This window comes from Xenorhabdus doucetiae (genome assembly GCF_000968195.1).
Lineage (GTDB): Bacteria > Pseudomonadota > Gammaproteobacteria > Enterobacterales > Enterobacteriaceae > Xenorhabdus > Xenorhabdus doucetiae.
This window is the reverse complement of sequence record NZ_FO704550.1, coordinates 872,361-894,117: the sequence shown is the minus strand read 5'-3', so window position 1 is coordinate 894,117 and position 21,757 is coordinate 872,361. Positions and strand designations below refer to the sequence as shown.

The 21,757-nt window shown below is 43.9% G+C and carries 17 protein-coding genes and 1 other RNA gene; 6 read left to right on the top strand and 12 right to left on the bottom strand.

Features of this window, described 5'->3' with window-relative positions:
• Positions 1 to 23: 23 nt before the first annotated feature.
• From XDD1_RS04235 to apt, 9 genes are all read right to left on the bottom strand, one after another.
• Complete coding sequence (locus XDD1_RS04235; protein WP_045969001.1) at positions 24 to 1,334, bottom strand: inosine/guanosine kinase; 1,311 nt, start codon at positions 1,332 to 1,334, stop codon at positions 24 to 26.
• A gap of 202 nt (positions 1,335 to 1,536) precedes the next feature.
• The gene (gene wzz(fepE) / locus XDD1_RS04230) at positions 1,537 to 2,649 is read right to left on the bottom strand and encodes an LPS O-antigen length regulator Wzz(fepE) (RefSeq protein WP_045968999.1); all 1,113 of its coding nucleotides are present in this window, start codon (positions 2,647 to 2,649) and stop codon (positions 1,537 to 1,539) included.
• A gap of 164 nt (positions 2,650 to 2,813) precedes the next feature.
• Positions 2,814 to 3,776 carry a ferrochelatase gene (gene hemH / locus XDD1_RS04225; RefSeq protein WP_045968997.1) on the bottom strand — a complete coding sequence of 321 codons (963 nt, stop codon included), beginning with the start codon at positions 3,774 to 3,776 and terminating at the stop codon, positions 2,814 to 2,816.
• 220 nt (positions 3,777 to 3,996) lie between these two features.
• A complete protein-coding gene (gene adk / locus XDD1_RS04220; protein WP_045968995.1) occupies positions 3,997 to 4,644 on the bottom strand; it encodes an adenylate kinase in 648 nt (215 codons plus the stop codon).
• A gap of 190 nt (positions 4,645 to 4,834) precedes the next feature.
• Positions 4,835 to 6,724, bottom strand: a complete 1,890-nt coding sequence (htpG, locus tag XDD1_RS04215) for a molecular chaperone HtpG (protein ID WP_045973321.1) — start codon at positions 6,722 to 6,724, stop codon at positions 4,835 to 4,837.
• A gap of 205 nt (positions 6,725 to 6,929) precedes the next feature.
• Entirely contained in the window at positions 6,930 to 7,538 is a 609-nt protein-coding gene (gene recR / locus XDD1_RS04210; RefSeq protein ID WP_045968993.1) for a recombination mediator RecR, read from the bottom strand.
• Positions 7,538 to 7,867, bottom strand: coding sequence for a YbaB/EbfC family nucleoid-associated protein (locus XDD1_RS04205; RefSeq protein WP_045968991.1), 330 nt, complete (start codon positions 7,865 to 7,867; stop codon positions 7,538 to 7,540). The genes recR and XDD1_RS04205 overlap by 1 nt, the downstream gene beginning before the upstream one ends.
• Before the next feature lie 48 nt (positions 7,868 to 7,915).
• A complete protein-coding gene (gene dnaX / locus XDD1_RS04200) occupies positions 7,916 to 9,826 on the bottom strand; it encodes a DNA polymerase III subunit gamma/tau (RefSeq protein WP_045968989.1) in 1,911 nt (636 codons plus the stop codon).
• Positions 9,827 to 9,933: 107 nt separating this feature from the next.
• Positions 9,934 to 10,485, bottom strand: coding sequence for an adenine phosphoribosyltransferase (gene apt, locus XDD1_RS04195; RefSeq protein ID WP_045968987.1), 552 nt, complete (start codon positions 10,483 to 10,485; stop codon positions 9,934 to 9,936).
• A gap of 148 nt (positions 10,486 to 10,633) precedes the next feature.
• On the opposite strand from apt, the gene priC reads away from it, so the two are divergent.
• Together priC and rsmS are read left to right on the top strand one after the other, a co-directional pair.
• On the top strand, positions 10,634 to 11,176 hold the full coding sequence (gene priC, locus XDD1_RS04190) for a primosomal replication protein PriC (protein WP_045968985.1): 543 nt from the start codon (positions 10,634 to 10,636) through the stop codon (positions 11,174 to 11,176).
• Between the two features lie 23 nt (positions 11,177 to 11,199).
• Positions 11,200 to 11,364, top strand: coding sequence for a pleiotropic regulatory protein RsmS (gene rsmS / locus XDD1_RS18600; RefSeq protein WP_065814090.1), 165 nt, complete (start codon positions 11,200 to 11,202; stop codon positions 11,362 to 11,364).
• Positions 11,365 to 11,377: 13 nt separating this feature from the next.
• On the opposite strand, the gene mscK is transcribed toward rsmS, so the two are convergent.
• Positions 11,378 to 14,758, bottom strand: coding sequence for a mechanosensitive channel MscK (gene mscK, locus XDD1_RS04185; protein ID WP_045968982.1), 3,381 nt, complete (start codon positions 14,756 to 14,758; stop codon positions 11,378 to 11,380).
• Between the two features lie 18 nt (positions 14,759 to 14,776).
• Positions 14,777 to 15,424, bottom strand: a complete 648-nt coding sequence (gene acrR, locus XDD1_RS04180; protein WP_148886028.1) for a multidrug efflux transporter transcriptional repressor AcrR — start codon at positions 15,422 to 15,424, stop codon at positions 14,777 to 14,779.
• Between the two features lie 141 nt (positions 15,425 to 15,565).
• Between acrR and XDD1_RS04175 the strand changes: the two genes are divergently transcribed.
• From XDD1_RS04175 to XDD1_RS04160, 4 genes are all read left to right on the top strand, one after another.
• Positions 15,566 to 16,765, top strand: a complete 1,200-nt coding sequence (locus XDD1_RS04175) for an efflux RND transporter periplasmic adaptor subunit (protein ID WP_045968978.1) — start codon at positions 15,566 to 15,568, stop codon at positions 16,763 to 16,765.
• A 14-nt stretch (positions 16,766 to 16,779) separates the two neighbouring features.
• On the top strand, positions 16,780 to 19,929 hold the full coding sequence (locus tag XDD1_RS04170; RefSeq protein WP_045968976.1) for an efflux RND transporter permease subunit: 3,150 nt from the start codon (positions 16,780 to 16,782) through the stop codon (positions 19,927 to 19,929).
• Between the two features lie 629 nt (positions 19,930 to 20,558).
• Complete coding sequence (gene tomB, locus XDD1_RS04165) at positions 20,559 to 20,927, top strand: Hha toxicity modulator TomB (protein ID WP_045968974.1); 369 nt, start codon at positions 20,559 to 20,561, stop codon at positions 20,925 to 20,927.
• 47 nt (positions 20,928 to 20,974) lie between these two features.
• Entirely contained in the window at positions 20,975 to 21,178 is a 204-nt protein-coding gene (locus XDD1_RS04160) for an HHA domain-containing protein (protein WP_045968972.1), read from the top strand.
• 88 nt (positions 21,179 to 21,266) lie between these two features.
• Here the strand turns inward: XDD1_RS04160 and ffs are convergent.
• Positions 21,267 to 21,363: signal recognition particle sRNA small type (gene ffs / locus XDD1_RS18595), an RNA gene on the bottom strand.
• Between the last annotated feature and the right edge of the window lie 394 nt (positions 21,364 to 21,757).

Genomic DNA, 21,757 nt, shown 5'->3' with positions numbered 1-21,757 from the left:
GACGATATGTCAGGCCACCAGAATCAACGTTCCCAGTAAGACTCTTCCAGACTGTCTTCTTTCTCCGGCAACCCGCGGGTTAAACGTGGGGAATGCTGGCTCAATACCTGATAACTCACTCGGTTGGCGTACTTGCATACCTGAGCCAAAGAAGAGTAGGTCAAGTAAGAGCGCATATGTTTACTGGAGTTCGGCACATTCATGCGATGATAGCTGTTGGCCGTGATATCATGCAGCAATGCAGATAATGCACCATCGCCGGCACCATTGGTATTCATGATTTTTTCAGGTCCTCCCATATAAGGCTCAATATGGGAATAGACCCGCATCGGATTTTGGCAATCCACCTTGCGCATCGCCCGACTGAATTCATAACGGTTAAATTCTGCAATCGCACCGGGCAGCAAAGGATGCGACGTTTGACGTTTGTGCTCCTCCTCAGAGTAACCCGCCATATACAAACCCGCAGGACCGGCGGTACACAACACCAAATCCACCCAATTTAGCGCCATGTCAGCCGCTAATAAAGGATCACTGAAACCGGTCAATTCACACGCTTCATCTTCATTCATTGCAACAACAGAAATATTTTCAGCCAGAAAATCGCGCCACCACTGCGGATCATCCGCAATGACGTATTTTGTTCCCAACGTCAATACAACCGGTACATTATGCTTCTTCGCATACTCAATAGCTTTCATCGTCGCTTCCGGCATCGGCTCACCCGGTTTACAACGCACCAGATAAGCGGTGATCACCAAAGCTGACGCTTCTGCAATAATGTGTTCAGGAATATTCTCTGGGCGAAGCTGATTCATTAAACCCGGACTGATAGCAAATGTTCTTTCACCATTTTCCGTCACTAAGGTAAAACAGCGGCCAATAGGCCCATCAACGCCTTGAAGATGGTTTAAATCCATGCGGCTGGATGTATTGCAAAGATAACAATACGCATAACTGCCTATTTGGATGTTATTACACATGGCACCAAGCAGGACGGATTTATCGTCAGCCAGAACAGAATAATTGTGCAAGGTATTGCCGATAGTGCCACCCGCAAATTCATGGCTGATAAGATTTTTGTCTGTCAGCTCTTTGTAGAGAGCCTCAGCGACATCATCTTCAATGACTAAGGAGTGTCCCTGACTCAGGTGATAACGTTGAATAAAATCTTCATCAACTTTGGCTTCGATATCAACCAGCGTTTGGTCAATACCAACAATGTAGGCTCGGTTATTTTCGGTATCCATCATCTCTTTGATGGGTTGGAGCAGAGGATCTCTTAAACTGACAGGAAAATAGTGTTTAGATTTACGTTTACCCGGGAATTTCATAACTTATGCTGCTGTAGCGCCAAAATATGCGGCATGTTAGCACAATACCGCGTTATCACAATACCGCGCCAGCACAATACAGTGTGTCATAATACCGGAAAAAAACAAAAAATACGGTGCCAAAAATAAAGACAGCCAATGTGATTATCAACATTGGCTGTCGAAATTTCAGCGATCAGAACATGAGATCGTTAAGATAATATTAAGCCTCTTGTTTCTGGCGGCTACGTACCATATGGCGCAGCAGAACATACATAACAGATAAAATAAAACCAATAAAGCCCGCGCCAATCAAAATCAGCAAACGCTTAGGTGAATCTTTTGACGTTGGTTGATAAGGTTCCTGCATGTACTTGAATGGCACGAAATCAATAGTATCAACATTCACTTTTTCTAAATTCTTGATATACAACTGACGGTTACGCAGGTCGGCATCAATTTTAGTCGGATCAGTGATTTCTTCGGTAATCTGTAATTTACGTTGCAGTGCATCAGACCCCAGTGCAATCGAATAATCCGGGTCATCCTTGATCATCGCCCCGCCATTGGAGACGGGCTTTTTCACCCCGGCAGAATCAGCAATAGAAATCGCATATTTCAATTTTTCAATATCCACACTACGCATATTACTGATACGTTCTAAATCAAGAGCATAAAGCTTTTGCGAGTACTCCAGTTTCTGATGAACCAAATCATTCAGTTCTTCTTTCACCTGGTTACGAACCACCGAAGAGACGAATTTGATATAGCCATTTAATAGATTGTAAGCGTCTTGTGCATTATCAGAACTGAAAGAAAGTTTAGCTTCAACATCTTCATCTTCATTTTTATCTTTCTTAGGCAAAGATAGCACAATGTTTTTATTAATAATTTGCTCAATCAACTTCCTTTTTTCCTGCTCGGAACCATCATGGTTCTTCGCGAGCAAAGCCTTAAAGTAATCAGTATTGACCAAATATTCTTCACGTAATACACGCGAGTTATAGTTTTCAATAAACCGATTAAACAGTGACTCTTCTGTCACTTTCGGTTCAAGACTCAGAACATGTAAACCCGTTAACGCATTTTTCAATGGCTGAAACTCTTCCAACCCTGGCTTCACCACCGCAGCCGTACTGGTCCATTTTTGCGGTAAAAATGATGCGATACCGAAACCAATAATTGCAAGAACGAAAGATACTGCAATAATCAAATATTTTGATTGGAAGAGTACCGAGAATAGTTCAAACAAATCAATTTCATCTTCCCGTTCTGGACGATAATAATTTGCCTGCTCTTCGTAAAAATCGGGGTGTTTAATAGGTTTATTACTCATTATCTATATGTCCAATCCAAATAATTTTGCTTTTCATTGATATGCAAACCCTTTATCTCGCTTATCGTATTCATTGGGTCCAAAACCCTATCCCTAAAATCATACGACGATCAATGTCTGCTATTCACTATGTGTGATAATGTCCCATAACAAGCAATAACAAGTTATTTCATGACATTATTGACTAACTGTTTCAGCAAGGAAATGTGGGCTTCATTATCATTAAGTGCAGAGATATATTCAAACTTTTTCCCACCTGCATTTAAAAAGATAACTTTATTTTGTTGCTTAATCTCTTCCAATGTTTCCAGACAATCAGCCGCAAACCCAGGGCACACCACCTGGACATGTTCCACTCCCTGGCTGGGTAATGATGCCATGGTCTTATCGGTATAAGGCGATAACCACGGTAAGCGACCAAAACGCGACTGATAAGTCATGACAATTTTATCTGCCGGATAATCCAGTGCCTGACTCAACAGTGTAGTCGTCGCCTTACACTCCTGTGGATAAATATCCCCCATCTTTGCCAGACGTTCAGGAATACCGTGATAGGACACAATTAAGCGATCTGGTTGACCCTGTTTCTCAAAGCTCTGCTCAATGGTTTCCTTCAATGCCGCAATATAAGCGGGATGCGTGGCATAACTACGGACAAAATACAGAGTAGGAATTGTCCGATACTCGCGCAATATTTTACTGATGCTGTCAAAAACCGCGGCCGACGTTGTACTGGAGTATTGAGGATAAAGTGGCAGCACAATCAGATTATCAATCCCCTGCTGCAACAAACTGTCTATGGCTTGGGGTAAAGAAGGAGAGCCATAAGTCATTCCCAACGCAACGGGAACAGCCAACTTTTCAGCCAGTAACTTCTGCTGGCGGCGACTGTAAACTAATAATGGAGAGCCTTCTTCTCCCCAAATTTCTTGATAAAGTTTAGCCACTCGATAAGAACGGAAAGGAAGAATAAAACCATGTAATATCGGTTTCCAAATCAATGGCGGGATATCAACAACCCTTCTGTCACTGAGAAACTTTGCCAGATAACATCTTATTGCTGCTGGTGTTGGCGCATCAGGTGTACCCAGATTGACTAATAGGACACCATATTTCTTGCTACTCATTCCTCAGAGCTCCATTAAAATGACTGACAATCTAGTATAAAACATGAATGATAGCGACATGTAACATTTCATGGAGTAAATTTTTCATCGGGTATAAGTAAGCCGCAAAAAAATCAGGCGGTATGAAAGCCGCCTGTTTTAATAATCCGAGAAGTATCCCCTTCATCTTTCGGGTAAAAGACCAAAGTCTCTGGGGGTAATCATTCAAGGTACAACGAAATTATTCGCCCAGAATGTTCGCCAGCTCTGCGCTAACTTCCGCGACTTGACGAGTCCCATCAAGTTTGAAGTATTGTGTGTTACCCGCCTGCGCTTCTTGCTGATAGTAAGAAACCAAAGGTGCAGTTTGTGCGTGGTATTCAACCAGACGTTTACGGACCGTATCTTCCTGATCATCTTTACGGATTGTCAGCGCTTCGCCCGTCACATCATCTTGGTTTTCCACTTTTGGTGGATTAAATTTGATGTGGTAAACACGGCCTGATGGCGCATGCACACGACGGCCAATAATACGTTCAACGATGATGGCATCAGGAACATCAAATTCCAGCACATAATCAACCTTGATACCGGCTTCTTTCATGGCATCGGCCTGAGGAATGGTGCGCGGGAACCCATCCAACAAGAATCCATTATGACAATCATCTTGTTTGATGCGCTCTTTAACCAAGGCAATGACCAGTTCATCAGTCACCAGCTTGCCATTATCCATCAACTCTTTTGCTTTCAAACCCAATTCAGTGCCCGCTTTTACTGCGGCACGCAGCATATCACCTGTCGAAATTTGGGGAACCCCATATTTCTCCATGATAAATTGTGCCTGAGTCCCCTTACCGGCGCCTGGTGCGCCCAGCAGAATAATACGCATTGCGTAAATCCCCTTGCTATTTGCTTTTCATATTTTAAAGAAAACGTACCACCATACCATTTGAATAGGGGATGGCTCAAGAAAACAGGTAAACGTTTTCGCACTAATCAAAAAATAAACCACGTCAAAAAATAAACCACGCCCCATTTTTCGTTGAAGCGTGGTTTTTTTATCATTTATCTCAATAAAATTACGCTTTTTCAGCCAATAATAATTGATTCATTCGACGAATAAATTGGTTTGGATCATCCAATGTGCCACGTTCGGCAAACAGGGCTTGATCCAGCAACAATTCTATCCAATCGGCGAATTGAGTATCATCATCAATATCAGCCGCTTTCTTAACCAGAAGGTGTTCCGGATTCAGCTCAAAGTTATAACTCACTTCTGGCGCCGACTGGCCCGCTGCCGCAAACAGCTTCGCCATTTGTGTACTCATGGCATTAGCATCCGTTGTGACGATAGCAGGCGTATCGGTCAGACGATGTGTCAGCTTCACTTCTTTCACGCGCTCACCCAACAGCGTCTTCACGCGCTCAACGAATGGCTCCAACTTTTTATCGGCTTCTTCCTGTTCCGCCTGGTTTTCATCCGCCAGTTTATCGAGGGATTCATCAGACTTGCTGACCGATTGAAGTGACTTACCCTCAAACTCAGTCAGGTAACTCATCATCCATTCATCAATGCGGTCAGACAGCAGCAGAACCTCAATGCCTTTCTTGCGGAACAGCTCTAAGTGCGGACTATTTTTCGCCGCAGCATAGCTGTCTGCCGTGATGTAATAGATCTTCTCCTGACCTTCGGCCATGCGGCCAACGTATTCTTCCAGAGACACGGTTTGCGCGGCGCTGTCATTGTGAGTGGTCGCAAAGCGCAGTAATTTGGCGATGGCTTCTTTGTTGGCGCCATCTTCGGCAGGTCCTTCTTTCATCACCAGGCCGAATTGCTGCCAGAAGGTCTGATATTTTTCTGCGTCGTCTTTTGCCAGTTTATCTAACATTTGCAATACACGTTTAGTCAGCGCGCTGCGCAGGTTACGTGTGATGGTGCTGTCTTGCAAAATTTCACGGGAGACATTCAACGGCAGGTCGTTGGAATCGACCAGACCACGCACAAAGCGCAGGTAATTTGGCATGAACTGTTCAGCTTCATCCATGATGAATACACGCTGTACATAAAGTTTCAGACCATGTTTATGTTCGCGGTTCCACATGTCCCACGGCGCCTGAGAAGGGATATACAGCAAGCTGGTGTATTCTTGTTTGCCTTCAACGCGGTTATGGCTCCAAATCAAAGAATCGGTAAAATCATGGGAAATGTGTTTGTAAAACTCTTGGTATTCCTCATCACTGATTTCTGATTTACCACGCGTCCACAAAGCTTGGGCCTTGTTGATTTTTTCCCAAGTGACGGTAACTGAGTCGTCTTCTTCGTTTTTAGTTTGGGTTTCAATTTCAACGGGTAAGGCAATGTGATCAGAATATTTGCCAATGATAGAACGCAGACGCCAGTCATTAAGGAAGTCGCTTTCGCCATCGCGCAAATGCAGGGTGATTTCTGTACCACGCCCGGCTTTTTCAATAGCCGCAACGGTGTAATCACCCTCTCCCGTTGATTCCCAGAACACCCCTTGTTCAGCCAGTGCGCCTGCTGCACGGGTACGCACGGTGACTTTGTCCGCAACGATAAAGGCAGAGTAGAAGCCAACACCGAACTGACCAATCAATTGGCTGTCTTTTGCCTGATCAGAGCCAATGGATTCAAGAAACGCTTTAGTACCGGATTTTGCAATCGTTCCCAGATTATCGATCACTTCATCACGGGACATGCCGATACCATTATCACTGATGGTGATGGTTTTCTGCTCTTTATCAACCGCCAGACGAACACGTAATTCACCATCATTTTCATACAGCTCAGGCGCGGACAATGCACGGAAGCGCAGTTTGTCAGCCGCATCAGAGGCGTTTGAAATCAGTTCGCGGAGAAAAATTTCTTTGTTGGAATAGAGAGAGTGGATCATCAATTGCAACAGTTGTTTGACTTCAGACTGAAATCCACGGGTTTCCTGATCTTTCATGCTCATTTATTACCTCAATCTAAATCCAGTTCAGATATGTAAAATCGGACGATGGTAATCAAATGGGGATAGATAAGGAAAGTTTCAAGTTATGACAAGCAAGAAGAATGTAAAATTTGTTAGATAAGCCAGTCAATCGGCGATGGATGGCGGCATAATCAGCAACACCATCCATTGGAATGACCCATTTAAATTGGCAGAGAAATCACAAATCCGTGATTTTTTGACGGCCAGCCAACGAGTGAGACAATGTTGTCCCATCCACCATTTCAAGCTCTCCACCCACAGGAACACCATGAGCAATTCGGCTGGCGGTCACACGATATTGAGAGCACATTTCCGCAATATAGTTTGCCGTTGCCTCTCCTTCGACAGTGGGATTGGTTGCCAGAATAATTTCTGACAAGGTTTCAGAAGATAAACGCGCTTCCAGCCGATCCAAACCAATATCCATCGGCCCAATACCATCCAGCGGCGATAAATGCCCCATCAGGACAAAATACCGTCCTGCAAACTGACCTGTTTGTTCGATGGCATGAATATCGGCGGGACTTTCCACGACACAGATCTGACCATTCTGCTGACGGCGGGGATTGGCGCAAATCGTGCACTGTTCTTGTTCCGTGAATGTCCGGCAATCCTGACAGTGACCAATTTCCGACATGGCTCGCGTCAGTGCCTGTGCCAGTCGCATTCCACCACTGCGATCTCGCTGCAATAGATGAAATGCCATCCGCTGCGCAGATTTTGGGCCTACGCCGGGCAAACAGCGCAGGGCTTCCATCAGAGATTCAAGAAGAGGACTGGTCTGCATTAGAATGGCATCTTAAACCCAGGCGGCAATTGCATTCCGCTGGAAACACTGGCCATTTTTTCTTTCTGGGTTTCTTCAATGCGACGAGCGGCATCATTGAATGCTGCGGCGATCAGATCTTCCAGCATATCTTTGTCGTCGTCCATCAAGCTGGGATCGATTTCAACACGACGGCAGTTATGTGCACCGTTAATGGTGATTTTTACCAGCCCTGCACCGGATTCGCCTGTTACTTCCAGATTTGCAATTTCTTCCTGCATTTTCTGCATCTTGTCTTGCATCTGCTGGGCCTGTTTCATCAAATTGCCCAAACCACCTTTACCAAACATAATTCTCTCTCTTCGCTATAGCCACAGCATACAAATACACTGCGGCAGTTAAACAGGCCGGATACTTTCTTCATCCAATTCGGCATCAAATAGTTGCTGAAGTGTTTGAATCGTTTTATCCGAAATAATGGATTGACGCGCTTGTGCCAATTTTTCTTCATAAATGGCTTGGCGCCACTCCAGAGGCGTTTTTACCGCAGGATTATCATCTTCAACGATACTGAGTTCAATCGATTTTCCATGCAATTCACTTAATGCTTCCGCCAGCGCTTTCTGAGCCGATGCTGAATTGAGATGGCGTTGCTTTGAACGTAAATGCAGACAAAGACGATTTTCATCAATCTGTTCTTTAAACGCATTCAATGCGACTTGCTGAACCAATTTAGGAATACGCAGTTTATCAATTTCTGCCGCCCATGAATCCCTTTGTTTCGATTCCAGAGCCAGCTTTTCGACCAATTCGGCGGTCTTCTCATGCTCCAGCGCCGCTTTAATTGCTTTTGGTGTCGTCGTCGGACGCGGCTTTTCCTCTCTGGCATTCGTTGCCCGCCAACGATACGCCTCTTTCTTTACCGGTTTAGGCTCCTGTGTTTCAGGAAGGTAAGATTGAGGCCGCTGTTCTGCCACCGCCACCAGTCGTTCCAGCGCCGAACTTGCCGGCTTCGCCTTCGCAGACTCTGCCGGTTCAGGCTTTTTTGCTGGCGTATTCCCTTGACGAGTCAGTGTATTTCTCGCTTGCAATAGTTTCGCTGTTGGGCTGTTTGCGATGGATTCACTGCCCAACGGAGCTGGAGGCGGCGCACCAGTTGCTCCCCCAACTGGCGCGGCAAGGTTTTCCACCACCGCAGGTGGTGAAGTTTCCTCAATGACCGTTTTGGGATGAAAAGCCAAGGCGCGCAGTAATGCCATCTCAACGCCCATCCGTCGTTCCGGCGCATAAGGAAGTTCTTTGCGCCCTACCAGCAATGCTTGATAATAAAACTGCAAATCCGTCGGGGAAATGGATCTTGCCAGCAAACGCAACCGCCCTTCTGTTGAAGAAGGCTCACTTTCAGGTTGTTGGGGTAACAGTTGGAGCATGGCAATGCGATGCAACAGCGACAATGTCTCAACCAGCAGGTTTTCCCAATCCGCACCGCGAGTTGCCGCCTGCTCCACCAGAGCCATCATTTGTTGACCATCGGCACGCACCAACGCTTCAATGATCGCCAAGGGTTGGTCATCATCCAGCGTACCCAGCATCTGGCTGACGATATCCGATGTCAGCGTTCCCCCACCAAGGGCAATGGCTTGATCCGTTAAGCTCAAAGCATCACGCATACTGCCATCCGCGGCACGGGCAAGAAGCTGACGGGCACGCACATCGCTCTCTATTTTCTCAGCATTGAGCACATGTTCCAGTTGACTACTGATTTGATCCACACCGAGTGTTTTCAAATGAAATTGCAAACAGCGTGACAGGATCGTCACGGGCAGTTTCTGTGGATCGGTTGTTGCCAACAGGAATTTCACATGTTCTGGCGGCTCTTCTAATGTCTTTAACAAGGCATTGAAACTATGGCGGGAAAGCATGTGAACTTCATCAATAAGGTAGACTTTGAAACGACCACGGGCAGGGGCATACTGGACGTTATCCAGCAACTCGCGGGTATCTTCTACTTTTGTTCGGGAAGCGGCATCGATTTCAATCAGATCAACAAACCGCCCCTGTTCAATTTCAAGACAGTTGGCACACTGACCACACGGCGTCTTTGTGATACCCGTTTCGCAATTCAGCCCTTTTGCCAACAGACGTGCGATAGTCGTTTTTCCCACGCCACGAGTGCCGGAAAAAAGATAAGCGTGATGAAGGCGTTGGTGTTCGAGACCATTCGCCAATGCAGTCAGCACATGTTGCTGACCAATCACATCAGAAAATATTTGTGGGCGCCACTTACGGGCAAGTACCTGATAGCTCATGAATACCGAGGAAATTGAACATGACTGTCTATCATGCTAGCACAGCCTCCCCATTAACGGCGAGGCTGATGTGCCAATATGTATTAATAATGTAAAAAACAGAATAATCAGTGGCCGGAAAATTCAACCAACGTGTAGCTGTCAACACCTTGTTTTTTCAAGCGTTCAGCACCACCTAAATCCGGTAATCCAATGATAAATGCCGCTTCAGAAACTTGACCACCCAGACGACGAATCAAGCGTACTGTCGCCTCAATCGTCCCACCCGTTGCCAGCAGATCATCAATAACCAGAACGTTATCCCTTTCATTGATGCTGCTTTTATGGATTTCCAAGGTATCTGTACCATATTCCAGATCGTAAGTTTCGCTCAACGTCTCACGCGGCAATTTACCTTTTTTACGAACAGGAACGAAACCCACTCCCAGACGCAGTGCAACAGGCGCGCCGAATAAGAAACCACGTGCTTCAGTACCCACAATTTTCGTGATGCCTTGATGCTGATAACGAGCCACCAATAAATCTATCGTCGCTTGATAGGCTGCTGGATTATCGAGCAAGGTGGTAATGTCACGAAAAAGGATCCCCGCCTTTGGATAATCAGGAATTGTTTCGATACTATCTTTAATTAATTGCAGTTGTTGCGCGTTAGCGGTCATAATCGATGCCAGCCAAGTTAAAAAAGAAAACGGTAAAATCTATGCAAACTACCGAAAAAAAGCAACTGCAAAGCAAGTTGCTGCTTATATTTTGTTGACTTAAGTCAAACCTTATCCCGAACCGATTATTGATGATAATGAGATGCTAATGGGCATACAAAATTTATTAGGTGCACTTGAAAAACAGGTCAGTATGCTGGAAAAAGAGCTCGATTTGCTGCCCGACCTCCCTTTTACCAGCGCCCGTTTTGATCAGGTACTATTCCACCATCGCAGCAATAAACTCGGTGGATACCTGCAAGAAATCAGACAAAATATGAAGCAACTCAGCGACTGTGTAAACGATTCTCGTATTGAACAAGTGAAATTCCTTGCCGAACGTTTAGTGGCACAAATCGAGGCATTTAAACGCGAAATAGCAACCCAGACGCTGCGAAAACAGGAAGAGAAATTTGCGCATCGATCACAAGAACGGGATCTTTATCAACGTCTGGCAGAACATCAGGATTACGAACGCCGTTTAATGGCCATGGTCAATGACAGGGAATTGCAGTTAGACAAACAAACGACGCTTGCCAACCAGTATAAACTGCAAAAAGAAATTGCCGCCTTGGCTGGCCGGCTCGCCCGTTGTCGTCAGGCATTAATGCGGATCGAAAAATCGATAGAGAAACAAGAGAATTCAGATTAATCATAAAAAAACAAGGAACAACAATGCCCCTGGAACAAGCCTCCCCTGAAATACAACTTGCAGTGGATCTTATTTATCTGCTTGAGTGTAACGAGGTTCCCCCTGCTATCGCACTGGCAGCACTAGAAATTGTCAAACACGATCTGCAAAGGAAATTGGAAAAACAGACTCAACGGCCTGAGGAATAAACGGGATAACTGTTTACCCCTCAGACTGCATATCATCCTGCCCATTATGTAAGTAAACCTCCAACTGATTAAAGGCAATATTGATGTCGTTTTCCCGGCATAATTTATCAATACTGCGGTTGACTTCATCAACCGTCCGGCTACGGTCGCCCAATTCCCGGACATAGAGCCTCAACTCATGATCCAGTGTACTGGCGCCAAAATTCATAAAGTAAACTTGTGGCCCCGGCTCACTCATGACGCGGGTGTTTTCACTCGCTGCTTGTAACAAAACCTCTCTGACCTTATTAAGATCAGAGCCATATGCGACGCCAACCTTAATAATAATGCGCGTAATGGTATCAGAAAGTGTCCAGTTAATGAGACGCTCCGTCACAAATGCCCGATTGGGAATAATCACTTCTTTACGGTCAAAATCTGTAATCGTCGTCGCACGAATGCGGATTTTACTGACCGAACCGGAATAAGTGCCTATCGTTACGGTATCGCCAATACGGACGGGGCGTTCAAACAAAATAATGAGACCCGAAACAAAGTTGGCAAAAATTTCCTGTAAACCAAAACCTAAACCGACTGAAAGTGCCGCCGCCAACCATTGTAATTTATTCCATGAAACTCCCAATGTTCCTAACGCAGCAATGACGCCAACGCCAATGATCAAGTAAGTCAATGTTGTTTTAATGGCATACGAAGATCCCTGTTGTAACTGCAAACGGGATAACACCAGGACTTCCAGCAGGCCCGGCAAGTTTCTCATCATGATCCATGAAATGACCAACATGGCGATTGAAAGGACCAAATCTTTTAAGGTCACGTGTTGCAGCACATTGCCCAGTTCTGTTGCCGTGCTGTATTGCCACAAATTGATCCCATCAAGGTAAGAAAATACCGTCACCAGATCAGACCAAATCCAATAAAATGCCCCTAAAAAGATCAAAAACAGCACCATAGTGGTTAAACGCAATGACTGTTGATTAATGAGATCCAAAGCCATTGGCGGCTCTTCCATCATTTCTCCTTCTGCCCCTTCTTTCGTCAGCGATTGGCGCCGGGCAACAGCACGCCGATAGGCAATGCGACGCGCTGCAATGCCTAACCCCCGCAAACAGGCTTGATAACTGATATGCCAGAGAAACAGTAAATACAGGCTGTAGAACCAACGTTCTGCCAGACGTAGAGTTGTATAGAAATAACCCGATATCAGCAACACCATTAATATCAGCGGGGCAAATGTTAATGCCGTGACGACGATGTTGCGGATCATATGGGAACTTTTTTCACGCCATACATACCGGCAGAATGGAAAAAGAAACAGGAAGATAAAGAACAGACAGATCAAAACGGTACATTGCCCAATCACATCATCAGACAGCCGTAAAGGATATTTAGTACCTAATGTTACCCAGAATAAAATGGGCAATAGCGCGATCGACAGACGAACCAGGTTTTTGCGGAACAAATGACAAACCGCACTGTCTAGGGAAAAATGCTGTTCGCCAATTCCTCCTTTCACCAGAATTTGATAATTGCAACTGGATATAATCCAGAAAAGCGCCAATTGGCAGGAGAACCCCCAAATCAAATCACTCAGCTCATTACTTGATTTCGAATACCAATAACCTATCGCCAATACGATAAAAGCAATCGGCAATGTTTTTATCAATGTCAGTATGAGCGCCAATGGTGTATGTAGCTGACTGTCACTGCGAAACTGTCCCACTTCACCCGTTATTTTTTTCAACTGCTCGTTAATGCCTTTGGTTTGCCAGCGTAAAAACAGGCCAACCAACACAAAGGGAATGACGAAATGGATAGAGTTTTTCAGCCCGGTAATCAGTCCATGAAGCGTTAAACGAATATCCAGGTGACTCAGCTCTTCTTTAATTAGCTCAGGTAAGGATTTCAACCACACCACATTCATCGGTTTGTTGCTATTAACCCAAAATATTTGCTGGATAAGGGTTTGCTCCAGCGATTCAGAAACATCCAACAACTGCTGCTGATCCATTTGTAAGTTGATGGCATGGGTAATCTGATTTCCCAACTGGTTATTGAGCTGCTCTAAAAGCTCACAATGAACATCCAAAATCTGGTTAATAGCATGATGGATTTCGCTCACCACTTCCTTGGGTTCATTTTTTATTTGATAATGATTATTTCTCAATAAGTTATTGATATAATCATTCCCTTGGCAGAGCTGATCGAGTTCCTGATTAATTTCGAATTGCTCTAGACGCAGGTCTGCTATTTTGGTTGGTAAATCTTTTGTCAGAACATCCTGCGGTACTTTCAACTGCTCCTGAAATAAGATGCGTGATAACAATAAACTGCCGCGCAAAACTTTAATTTGCTCTTTAAGATTGCGCTCTGATTGAATAGCTCGTTCCAGAAAATTCTTAACGCGAATACTTTCTTGCGCCAGTTGATTACTATCACGTGTTGCTGCAACCAACCGCTGACTCAGTTCACGATTATGTTCAATCTCCGTCTGAACCAATGAATTATCCTGAATATGTAAGTTCTTACCATCCTTAGTCTGCGCTTCTTTCGCGGTTTCTTCCGAAAGAACCAAACGCTTTTCACTCATCACATTTTGAATAAATTGGACATTACGCTCCAATTGTTCAATTTGGAGAGTCGTATAATCCCGTTGTCGCTGTAAAAGTGCTTGTAACTGAGTATTTGCCTGTAGAGATTCTCTTTGATACTCATTTTGCTGTGTCAGAAAAAACTGTTCTATCTGCAATAACTCTATCTGGGTACGACTCGATTCTGACTGCTCAATCAATACGTTATTGAGTTGATTACGAATTTGCTGCAATCTCTGCATGTTACGAAATAGCATATTTTGCACGCGTTCTGGTTGAGTTTGCAGCCCAGTCAACTGGCTATTGTAGCTGGCAAGATTTTCCTGTGCCTGCTGCAAGTTATACCATGTGCTATTCAGTTTCGATTCAAGTTGCTTCAGAGACAGGGGTTCCAGTGTCTGTTTATAGGCATCCTGCTGATCGTTATTTTTCAGATTCTCCAGTTCAGTCACAACCTGATGTGATTTTTGTGGCACATTTTGCACATTTTTTCTAAGTAGATCGAAATCCAGCTTCAATTGATCGATTTTGTCAAAGAAAGCGAGCGTTTTTTCTAAATCAGCTATTGATACCTTTTCTTCAACCGTATGCTCCTTACGTTCTGTCAGGATCTTAAGTTGGTTTTGAATATCATTACGGGTTGGAACATCACCACTGGCAGCCGCATTGGCAGAAAAAAAGACCGGGGACAGGAGAAAAACCAAACTTACCATCAACACAAAGCGAAAAAACAATATCGTAGAGAATTTGTTAGACAAACTCCCCTTATTGAGTAAAACCATCAAGTATCGGTTAACTGAAACCATGAACTCATCTACTCATCACTATTCGTTTTTTTCGCTATTGCGCAAATGGTGGCTGTATTTGAGTGTATCAATGAAACTATCCACCAAGTGAACGGCCTGCTCTTGAATATTAAAACTGTCTGGTGAGAATGACCAGTTTTCCAGTGTTCCTGTCATCAATGCTCTCAACATGATAGCAGAACGTTTGAAATCGAGATTGCAGGGCAGCTCCCCAGATTGAATACAAGCCTTCAACATTTTTTCAATCTTCTGATCATCAGAAATACATTTCTCCCTAATTTCCGCTATTAATGGAGATATTTCTCCAACAAACTCACATTTATGGAAAAAAATTTCTATTAATTGACGAATCTGAGAATCATCAATCATCATTTGTAACGTAGAAATTAATAAATATCTCAATGTAATAAGTGGATTATCAGGATATTTTGATTGATACTCTTTCTCTAGCTCGTCTATTTTATGCTCTGGCATTCTACAAATAACAGAAAGTAGATCGGTTTTATTTTTAAAGTGCCAGTAAATGGCTCCGCGCGTTACACCTGCGGCCGTTGCGATATCAGAGAGTGAGGTAGCAGAAACACCGCGCTCAGAAAAAGTCTTTATTGCAGCATCTATGATTTGCTGACGAGTTTGATTTGCTTGTTGTTTAGTTTTTCGTGCCATTTTAGTGCCATAAACTTTGTTTTTGACTGAGGCTGATTTACATACATTCATGTATGTTTGTACTATAGCACCCTTAATCAATGAAGTAATGATTTCACTTGTTAGATTAGAGAATCAATATTGAAAAATTGAGGTTTACTTATGCGAAAGAACAGGGGAGTTTTGCCTCTGGCCACATTACTGGTGATTTCAGGCAGTTTCATTCTTTCAGGATGTAATGACAATAAAAATACACAGCAAGGGGCGGCTGGCCAGCCGGTTCCTGAAGTGGGTATCGTAACGCTGAAAGCAGAACCTCTCACGGTTATCACTGAATTACCCGGCCGTACATCAGCTTATCGTGTTGCCGAGGTTCGTCCCCAAGTCGGCGGCATCATACTGAAACGTAACTACAAAGAAGGAAGTGATGTTGTTGCCGGAGAGTCGTTATACCAAATAGATCCAGCAACTTATCAAGCAGAATACAGTAAAGCCAAAGCAAGTCTGGCCAGATCGCAAGCCAACGAGAATGTTTCCCGTTTAACCGTTGAACGTTATCAGTCCTTGCTAGGCACACAATATGTGAGTAAGCAGGAATTTGATAAAGCAAATTCAGAATATGCGCAGGCAAAAGCAGATGTTCAGTCCTCTCAGGCTGCATTGGAAAATGCCAGAATCAACTTGGCATACACCAAAGTGACATCCCCGATTTCTGGGCGTGCAGGTAAGTCCACCGTCACAGAAGGCGCTCTGGTTTCTGCTGGTCAGCCAACAGCCCTCACGATTGTTCAGCAATTAGATCCTATCTATGTTGATATCACTCAATCAAGCGAAGACTATCTGCGCTTCAAAAATGAAATTGCCAAAGGAACTGTTCAAAAAGAGAGCAAAAAAACCAAAATCCGTCTTATAACAGATAACGGCCAAGAATACAGTCAAGAAGGTTATCTTGAGTTTTCTGACGTGACGGTTGACGAAACAACAGGTTCTATCACTATGCGTGCTGTGTTCCCAAACCCGAATGAAGAATTACTTCCGGGTATGTTTGTACGCACCAAGTTAGAAGAAGGTGTACGCAAAAATGCAATTTTGGTTCCTCAGCAAGCCGTGACCAGAACACCTCGCGGTCAGGCAACCCTACTGATTGTCGATAAAGATAACAAAGTAGAATTGCGCAATATCAACGCTACTCAGGCAATTGGTAATAAGTGGTTGGTGACAGACGGACTGAAAACCGGAGATAAAGTCATCGTCACCGGGTTGCAGAAAATAGCACCAGGAATAACGGTCAAGCCAACGGAAACAGATCTGAATGCCAATCCTACGGCTAATCAAGCTGAGTCCGCAAAAAAGCCTCAATAAGGAGTCGGTGATTCATGCCTAAGTTTTTTATCGAACGGCCAATTTTTGCGTGGGTAATAGCCATTATCACCATGCTATCTGGCCTGCTGGCAATCATGAAATTACCCGTGGAACAATATCCTGCAATTGCTCCACCCACCATTTCCATTTCAGCAGCTTACCCAGGAGCTGATGCAACAACTGTACAAAATACTGTAACACAGGTTATTGAACAGAACATGAACGGTATCGATAATCTGGTGTATATGTCTTCCAGTAGCGATTCTACAGGAAGCATGAATATCATGCTGACCTTTGAAGCGAACACCGATCCGGATACCGCGCAAGTCCAGGTACAAAATAAACTGCAATTGGCAATGCCACTATTGCCTCAAGAAGTCCAGCAGCAAGGTGTGACTGTTGATAAAACCACCAGTTCGTTTTTGATGATGGTCGGTTTCATCTCTCAGGATGGTTCCATGACTCAAGATGACATCGCCGACTATGTCGGTGCCAATGTCAAAGATAGCTTGAGCCGTGTGGCTGGCGTGGGTGAAGCAATGCTCTTCGGTACACAGTATGCCATGCGTATCTGGCTCAATCCGGACAAACTGCTCAACTATAAAATCACCACTCAGGATGTTATCAGTGCAATCAAGGCACAGAACAATCAAGTTGCCGCCGGGCAATTAGGTGGAACGCCTCCGGTTCCGGGGCAGCGTTTAAATGCGTCGATCATCGCACAAACCCGTCTGAATTCAGCGGAGGAATTTGGCAACATTTTGCTGCGCATGAACCCCGATGGTTCACAAATTCGCTTGCATGATGTCGCCACCGTTCAATTGGGCGCTGAAAATTACAGTATCATTGGACGCTTCAATGGCAAACCGGCAGCAGGGATTGGGATCAAACTGGCAACGGGTGCCAACGCACTGAATACTTCCAAGGCTGTCCAGGAAACACTGGCGGAGATGCAGCCTTTCTTCCCGCATGGGTTGACGGTTGTCTATCCCTATGACACCACACCATTCGTTAAAATTTCTATTTTCGAAGTGGTGAAAACATTAGCAGAAGCCATTCTGTTGGTGTTTATCGTCATGTACCTGTTCCTGCAAAACTTCCGCGCCACGCTTATCCCAACGATTGCGGTTCCGGTTGTCCTGCTGGGTACGTTTGCCATTCTTGCCGCGTTTGGCTACTCCATCAATACATTAACCATGTTTGCTATGGTACTTGCCATCGGTCTGCTCGTGGATGATGCCATTGTTGTGGTGGAAAACGTCGAACGCGTCATGCAGGAAGAAGGGCTTTCACCGAAAGAAGCCACCAAGAAATCGATGGGGCAGATCCAAGGCGCGCTGGTCGGTATCGCGCTAGTGCTTTCGGCTGTATTTGTACCCATGGCCTTCTTCGGCGGTGCAACAGGCGCAATTTACCGCCAATTCTCAGTCACGATCGTTTCAGCAATGATCCTGTCTGTACTGGTGGCCTTAATCCTGACCCCTGCCCTGTGTGCCACAATGCTCAAACCTGTAGCCAAAGGCAGCCACGGAACTCAAACCGGGTTCTTTGGTTGGTTTAACCATTTGTTTGAAAAATGCACACATCATTATACCGATAGCATCGGTAGAATGTTACGGGGTACAGGGCGTTACCTGGTGATCTATGTCATGTTGCTCTCTGGTATGGCCTGGATATTCAATAACCTGCCCTCCTCCTTCCTGCCAGAAGAAGATCAAGGGGTTTTAGTGGCAATAGTTCAATTACCACCTGGCTCAACTCAAGAGCAGACACAAAAGGTATTGAACCACATCAATGACTACTTCTATACCAAAGAGAAAGACGTTGTTAAATCTGTGTTCACAGTGAATGGCTTTAGTTTTAGTGGTCAGGGGCAAAATACGGGTCTGGCATTTATCAGCTTAAAAGATTGGGATCAACGCAAAGATCCCAAAGACAAGGTTCCGGCCATTGTTGGTCGGGCAAATGCGAGTTTTGCCCAAATCAAGGAAGGCCTTGTCTTTGCGTTTAATATTCCTCCCATTGTCGAGTTGGGTTCTGCCAGTGGTTTTGACTTCCAGTTGATTGATAAAGGAAACCTGGGACATGCAGCACTGACAGAAGCACGCAACCAGTTGCTGGGTATGGTTGCACAACATCCCGATATGCTGACGGGTGTCCGCCCCAATGGGCAAAATGATACCCAACAATATCGCGTGCATATCGATAAGGAAAAAGCAGAAGCGCTGGCCGTATCCACGACAAATATCAACTCAACCTTGAGCACGATGTTTGGCGGTGCTTACGTCAATGACTTTATCGACCGTGGCCGGGTCAAAAAAGTGTATATTCAAGCTGATGCCCCTTACCGTATGTTGCCAAGCAATATCAGTAACTTGTATGTTCGTAACTATCATGGGCAAATGGTGCCGTTTTCTGCGTTCATCGATGCCTCAAAAGAGCCGTGGGTTTATGGTTCACCACGTCTGGAACGCTATAACGGTCTCCCTTCCATGGAAATTGTGGGCGAAGCCGCTCCTGGGCAAAGTACGGGTGACGCAATGGCCCTGATGGAGCAACTGGCATCACAGTTACCTGCTGGCATTGGCTATGACTGGACCGGCATGTCTTATCAAGAACGTCTGTCTGGCAATCAAGCTCCAGCGCTATATGCACTGTCATTGATTGTTGTGTTCCTTTGTCTGGCAGCGTTATATGAAAGCTGGTCTGTTCCGTTCTCGGTCATGCTGGTCGTTCCCCTAGGCGTTATTGGTGCCTTGCTGGCAACATCAATACGTGGGCTGGATAACGACGTTTACTTTAAGGTTGGCTTATTGACGACCATCGGGCTGTCAGCGAAAAACGCTATCCTGATCGTAGAGTTTGCTAAGGATTTGATAGAAAAAGAGGGCAAGGGATTAATAGAAGCGACTCTTGAGGCGGCCAGGATGCGTTTACGCCCAATCCTAATGACTTCTTTAGCCTTTATGCTTGGGGTTATGCCTTTGGTATTGAGTAATGGCGCAGGTTCAGGTGCGCAAAATGCCGTAGGAACAGGGGTACTGGGGGGTATGATTGCCGCTACATCGTTGGCAATTTATTTCGTTCCTGTATTTTTCGTTGTCATTAAGCGGCGGTTTACGAAAAAAAATGAGGAGCTTGAACACATTTCAACACCTCACTAAATTCAACTATACTAAAAAGGCCACTTATGTGGCCTTTTAAAATGGGTAAAAACACTTCAAACAGTAAATTACAAGTTACAATGCCTGCATTAAAATTCGAACATAGTCTAATTAAAATAAATACTTATGAAAGACAGGTTAAGTTTAAAAGGTAACATCTTTCTGTTTTTTTATAATAAGCAGAAGATAACTTGGTAACTTTCCTTGTTTTTCTCTGGATTACACCTTTAATGGTAAAAAGTGTTCCATCTCGATGGTGACATATGTAATAATGGCGCCACATTGATTTTGAAAGTCGCAATACAATCGCCTATAATGACTTCTGTGCTATTGCTACAGCCTTTACTGTATTAGTGTAACTTAATATATTTACAGCATATGTAGATATCGCTACTCTCCACAGTTTCACAGTAGAATGCTAGCACTTGCCAGAACTAAGCGTTTTTGTCATAACCAAGCGTAAAATAGCCATTGTTAAAAAACCCAGTTGGCAGATACGCAAAATAGGGCTTTAATATTAATAAATAATAATCATGTTTTGATAAGCTCTATTCTAAAAGAATGACTATAATAATTAGCATGTATAAAGCCTTAGTTCAAATAAACTGTTGTCGTTTACGGAGGTGATTATGGATGAATATTCACCAAGAAGGCATGATGTTGCTGAATTAAAGTACTTATGTGAAAATTTAATTCATGAGGCGTTTTCAGTCCTGAATCGCACTGATAATCATTGGATTCACGACCTGACCTCCGAGAAAAGTTTAAAACTAAACGAATTGATTGAACACATTGCAGCTTTTGTCTGGAGTTTTAAAATTAAATACTCAGATAACTACACGCTGAGTACCTTAATTGATAACTATCTAGATGAAACATATAATTTATTTGGAAGTGATAAGATAAGCTTTCTTGAACTTACAAAATGGCAAAAAACAAACGAACACTTAACTAACATTCTGTTACATGATTTGAACGCTGCTCTAAGCAAAATCTGATAAATATATTTCTAACTATTTTTTATACTAAATAAGATAAGGCGACCATGACTAAAACTGACTATCTGATGCGTTTGAGAAAATGCACTTCTATTGAGACACTGGAACGTGTAATTGAAAAAAATAAATATGAGCTTTCGGCTGATGAACTTGAATTGTTCTACTCCGCAGCTGATCACCGTTTAGCTGAACTGACTATGAATAAACTCTATGATAAAATCCCATCATCTGTTTGGAAATTTGTCCGCTAAACTGTAGTGTTCAGATAGAAAGTGACTAAGCCGGTAGCTATTATCGGCTGACAGCATAAGCTACTGATAAGCTTGAAATTGGTGAGGGCTCTACCAGCGACATCCCGGCACACACATCCCTTGCTATGGCTGCTTCTTTCCAGACCTGACCAAGTTAACAAGTTAGCGTTGCGGGAGAACCAGCAGAGCCCCCATTGACGTTAGCTTCAAATTTCGAAGCGGGGGTTATTATCTTTCAAACATAATAAAATAGCAAGGCAACTTCATTTGAATGCTGATTTATTACCCACAATGTGGCAAAAAACATCAAAAATGGTGTCAAATCCAATATTTTTCCAATCTCCGGGTTATTTTCAACTTTTTCAAGTTATCGCTCATATCATATAGTAAATAAGCAGTAAACAGATGCAATAATAAATATATTTAACAATATTAATGAATCATTGCCATGTCATATAAACACCACACAATTTTACAGTTTCAACTTAAGCAAAATACTAACCTTCCCATCCTTTATCATTCAAAATAAAAATAACCATATAAATCAATAAATAACAAAGAACAATACATTCGCATTAT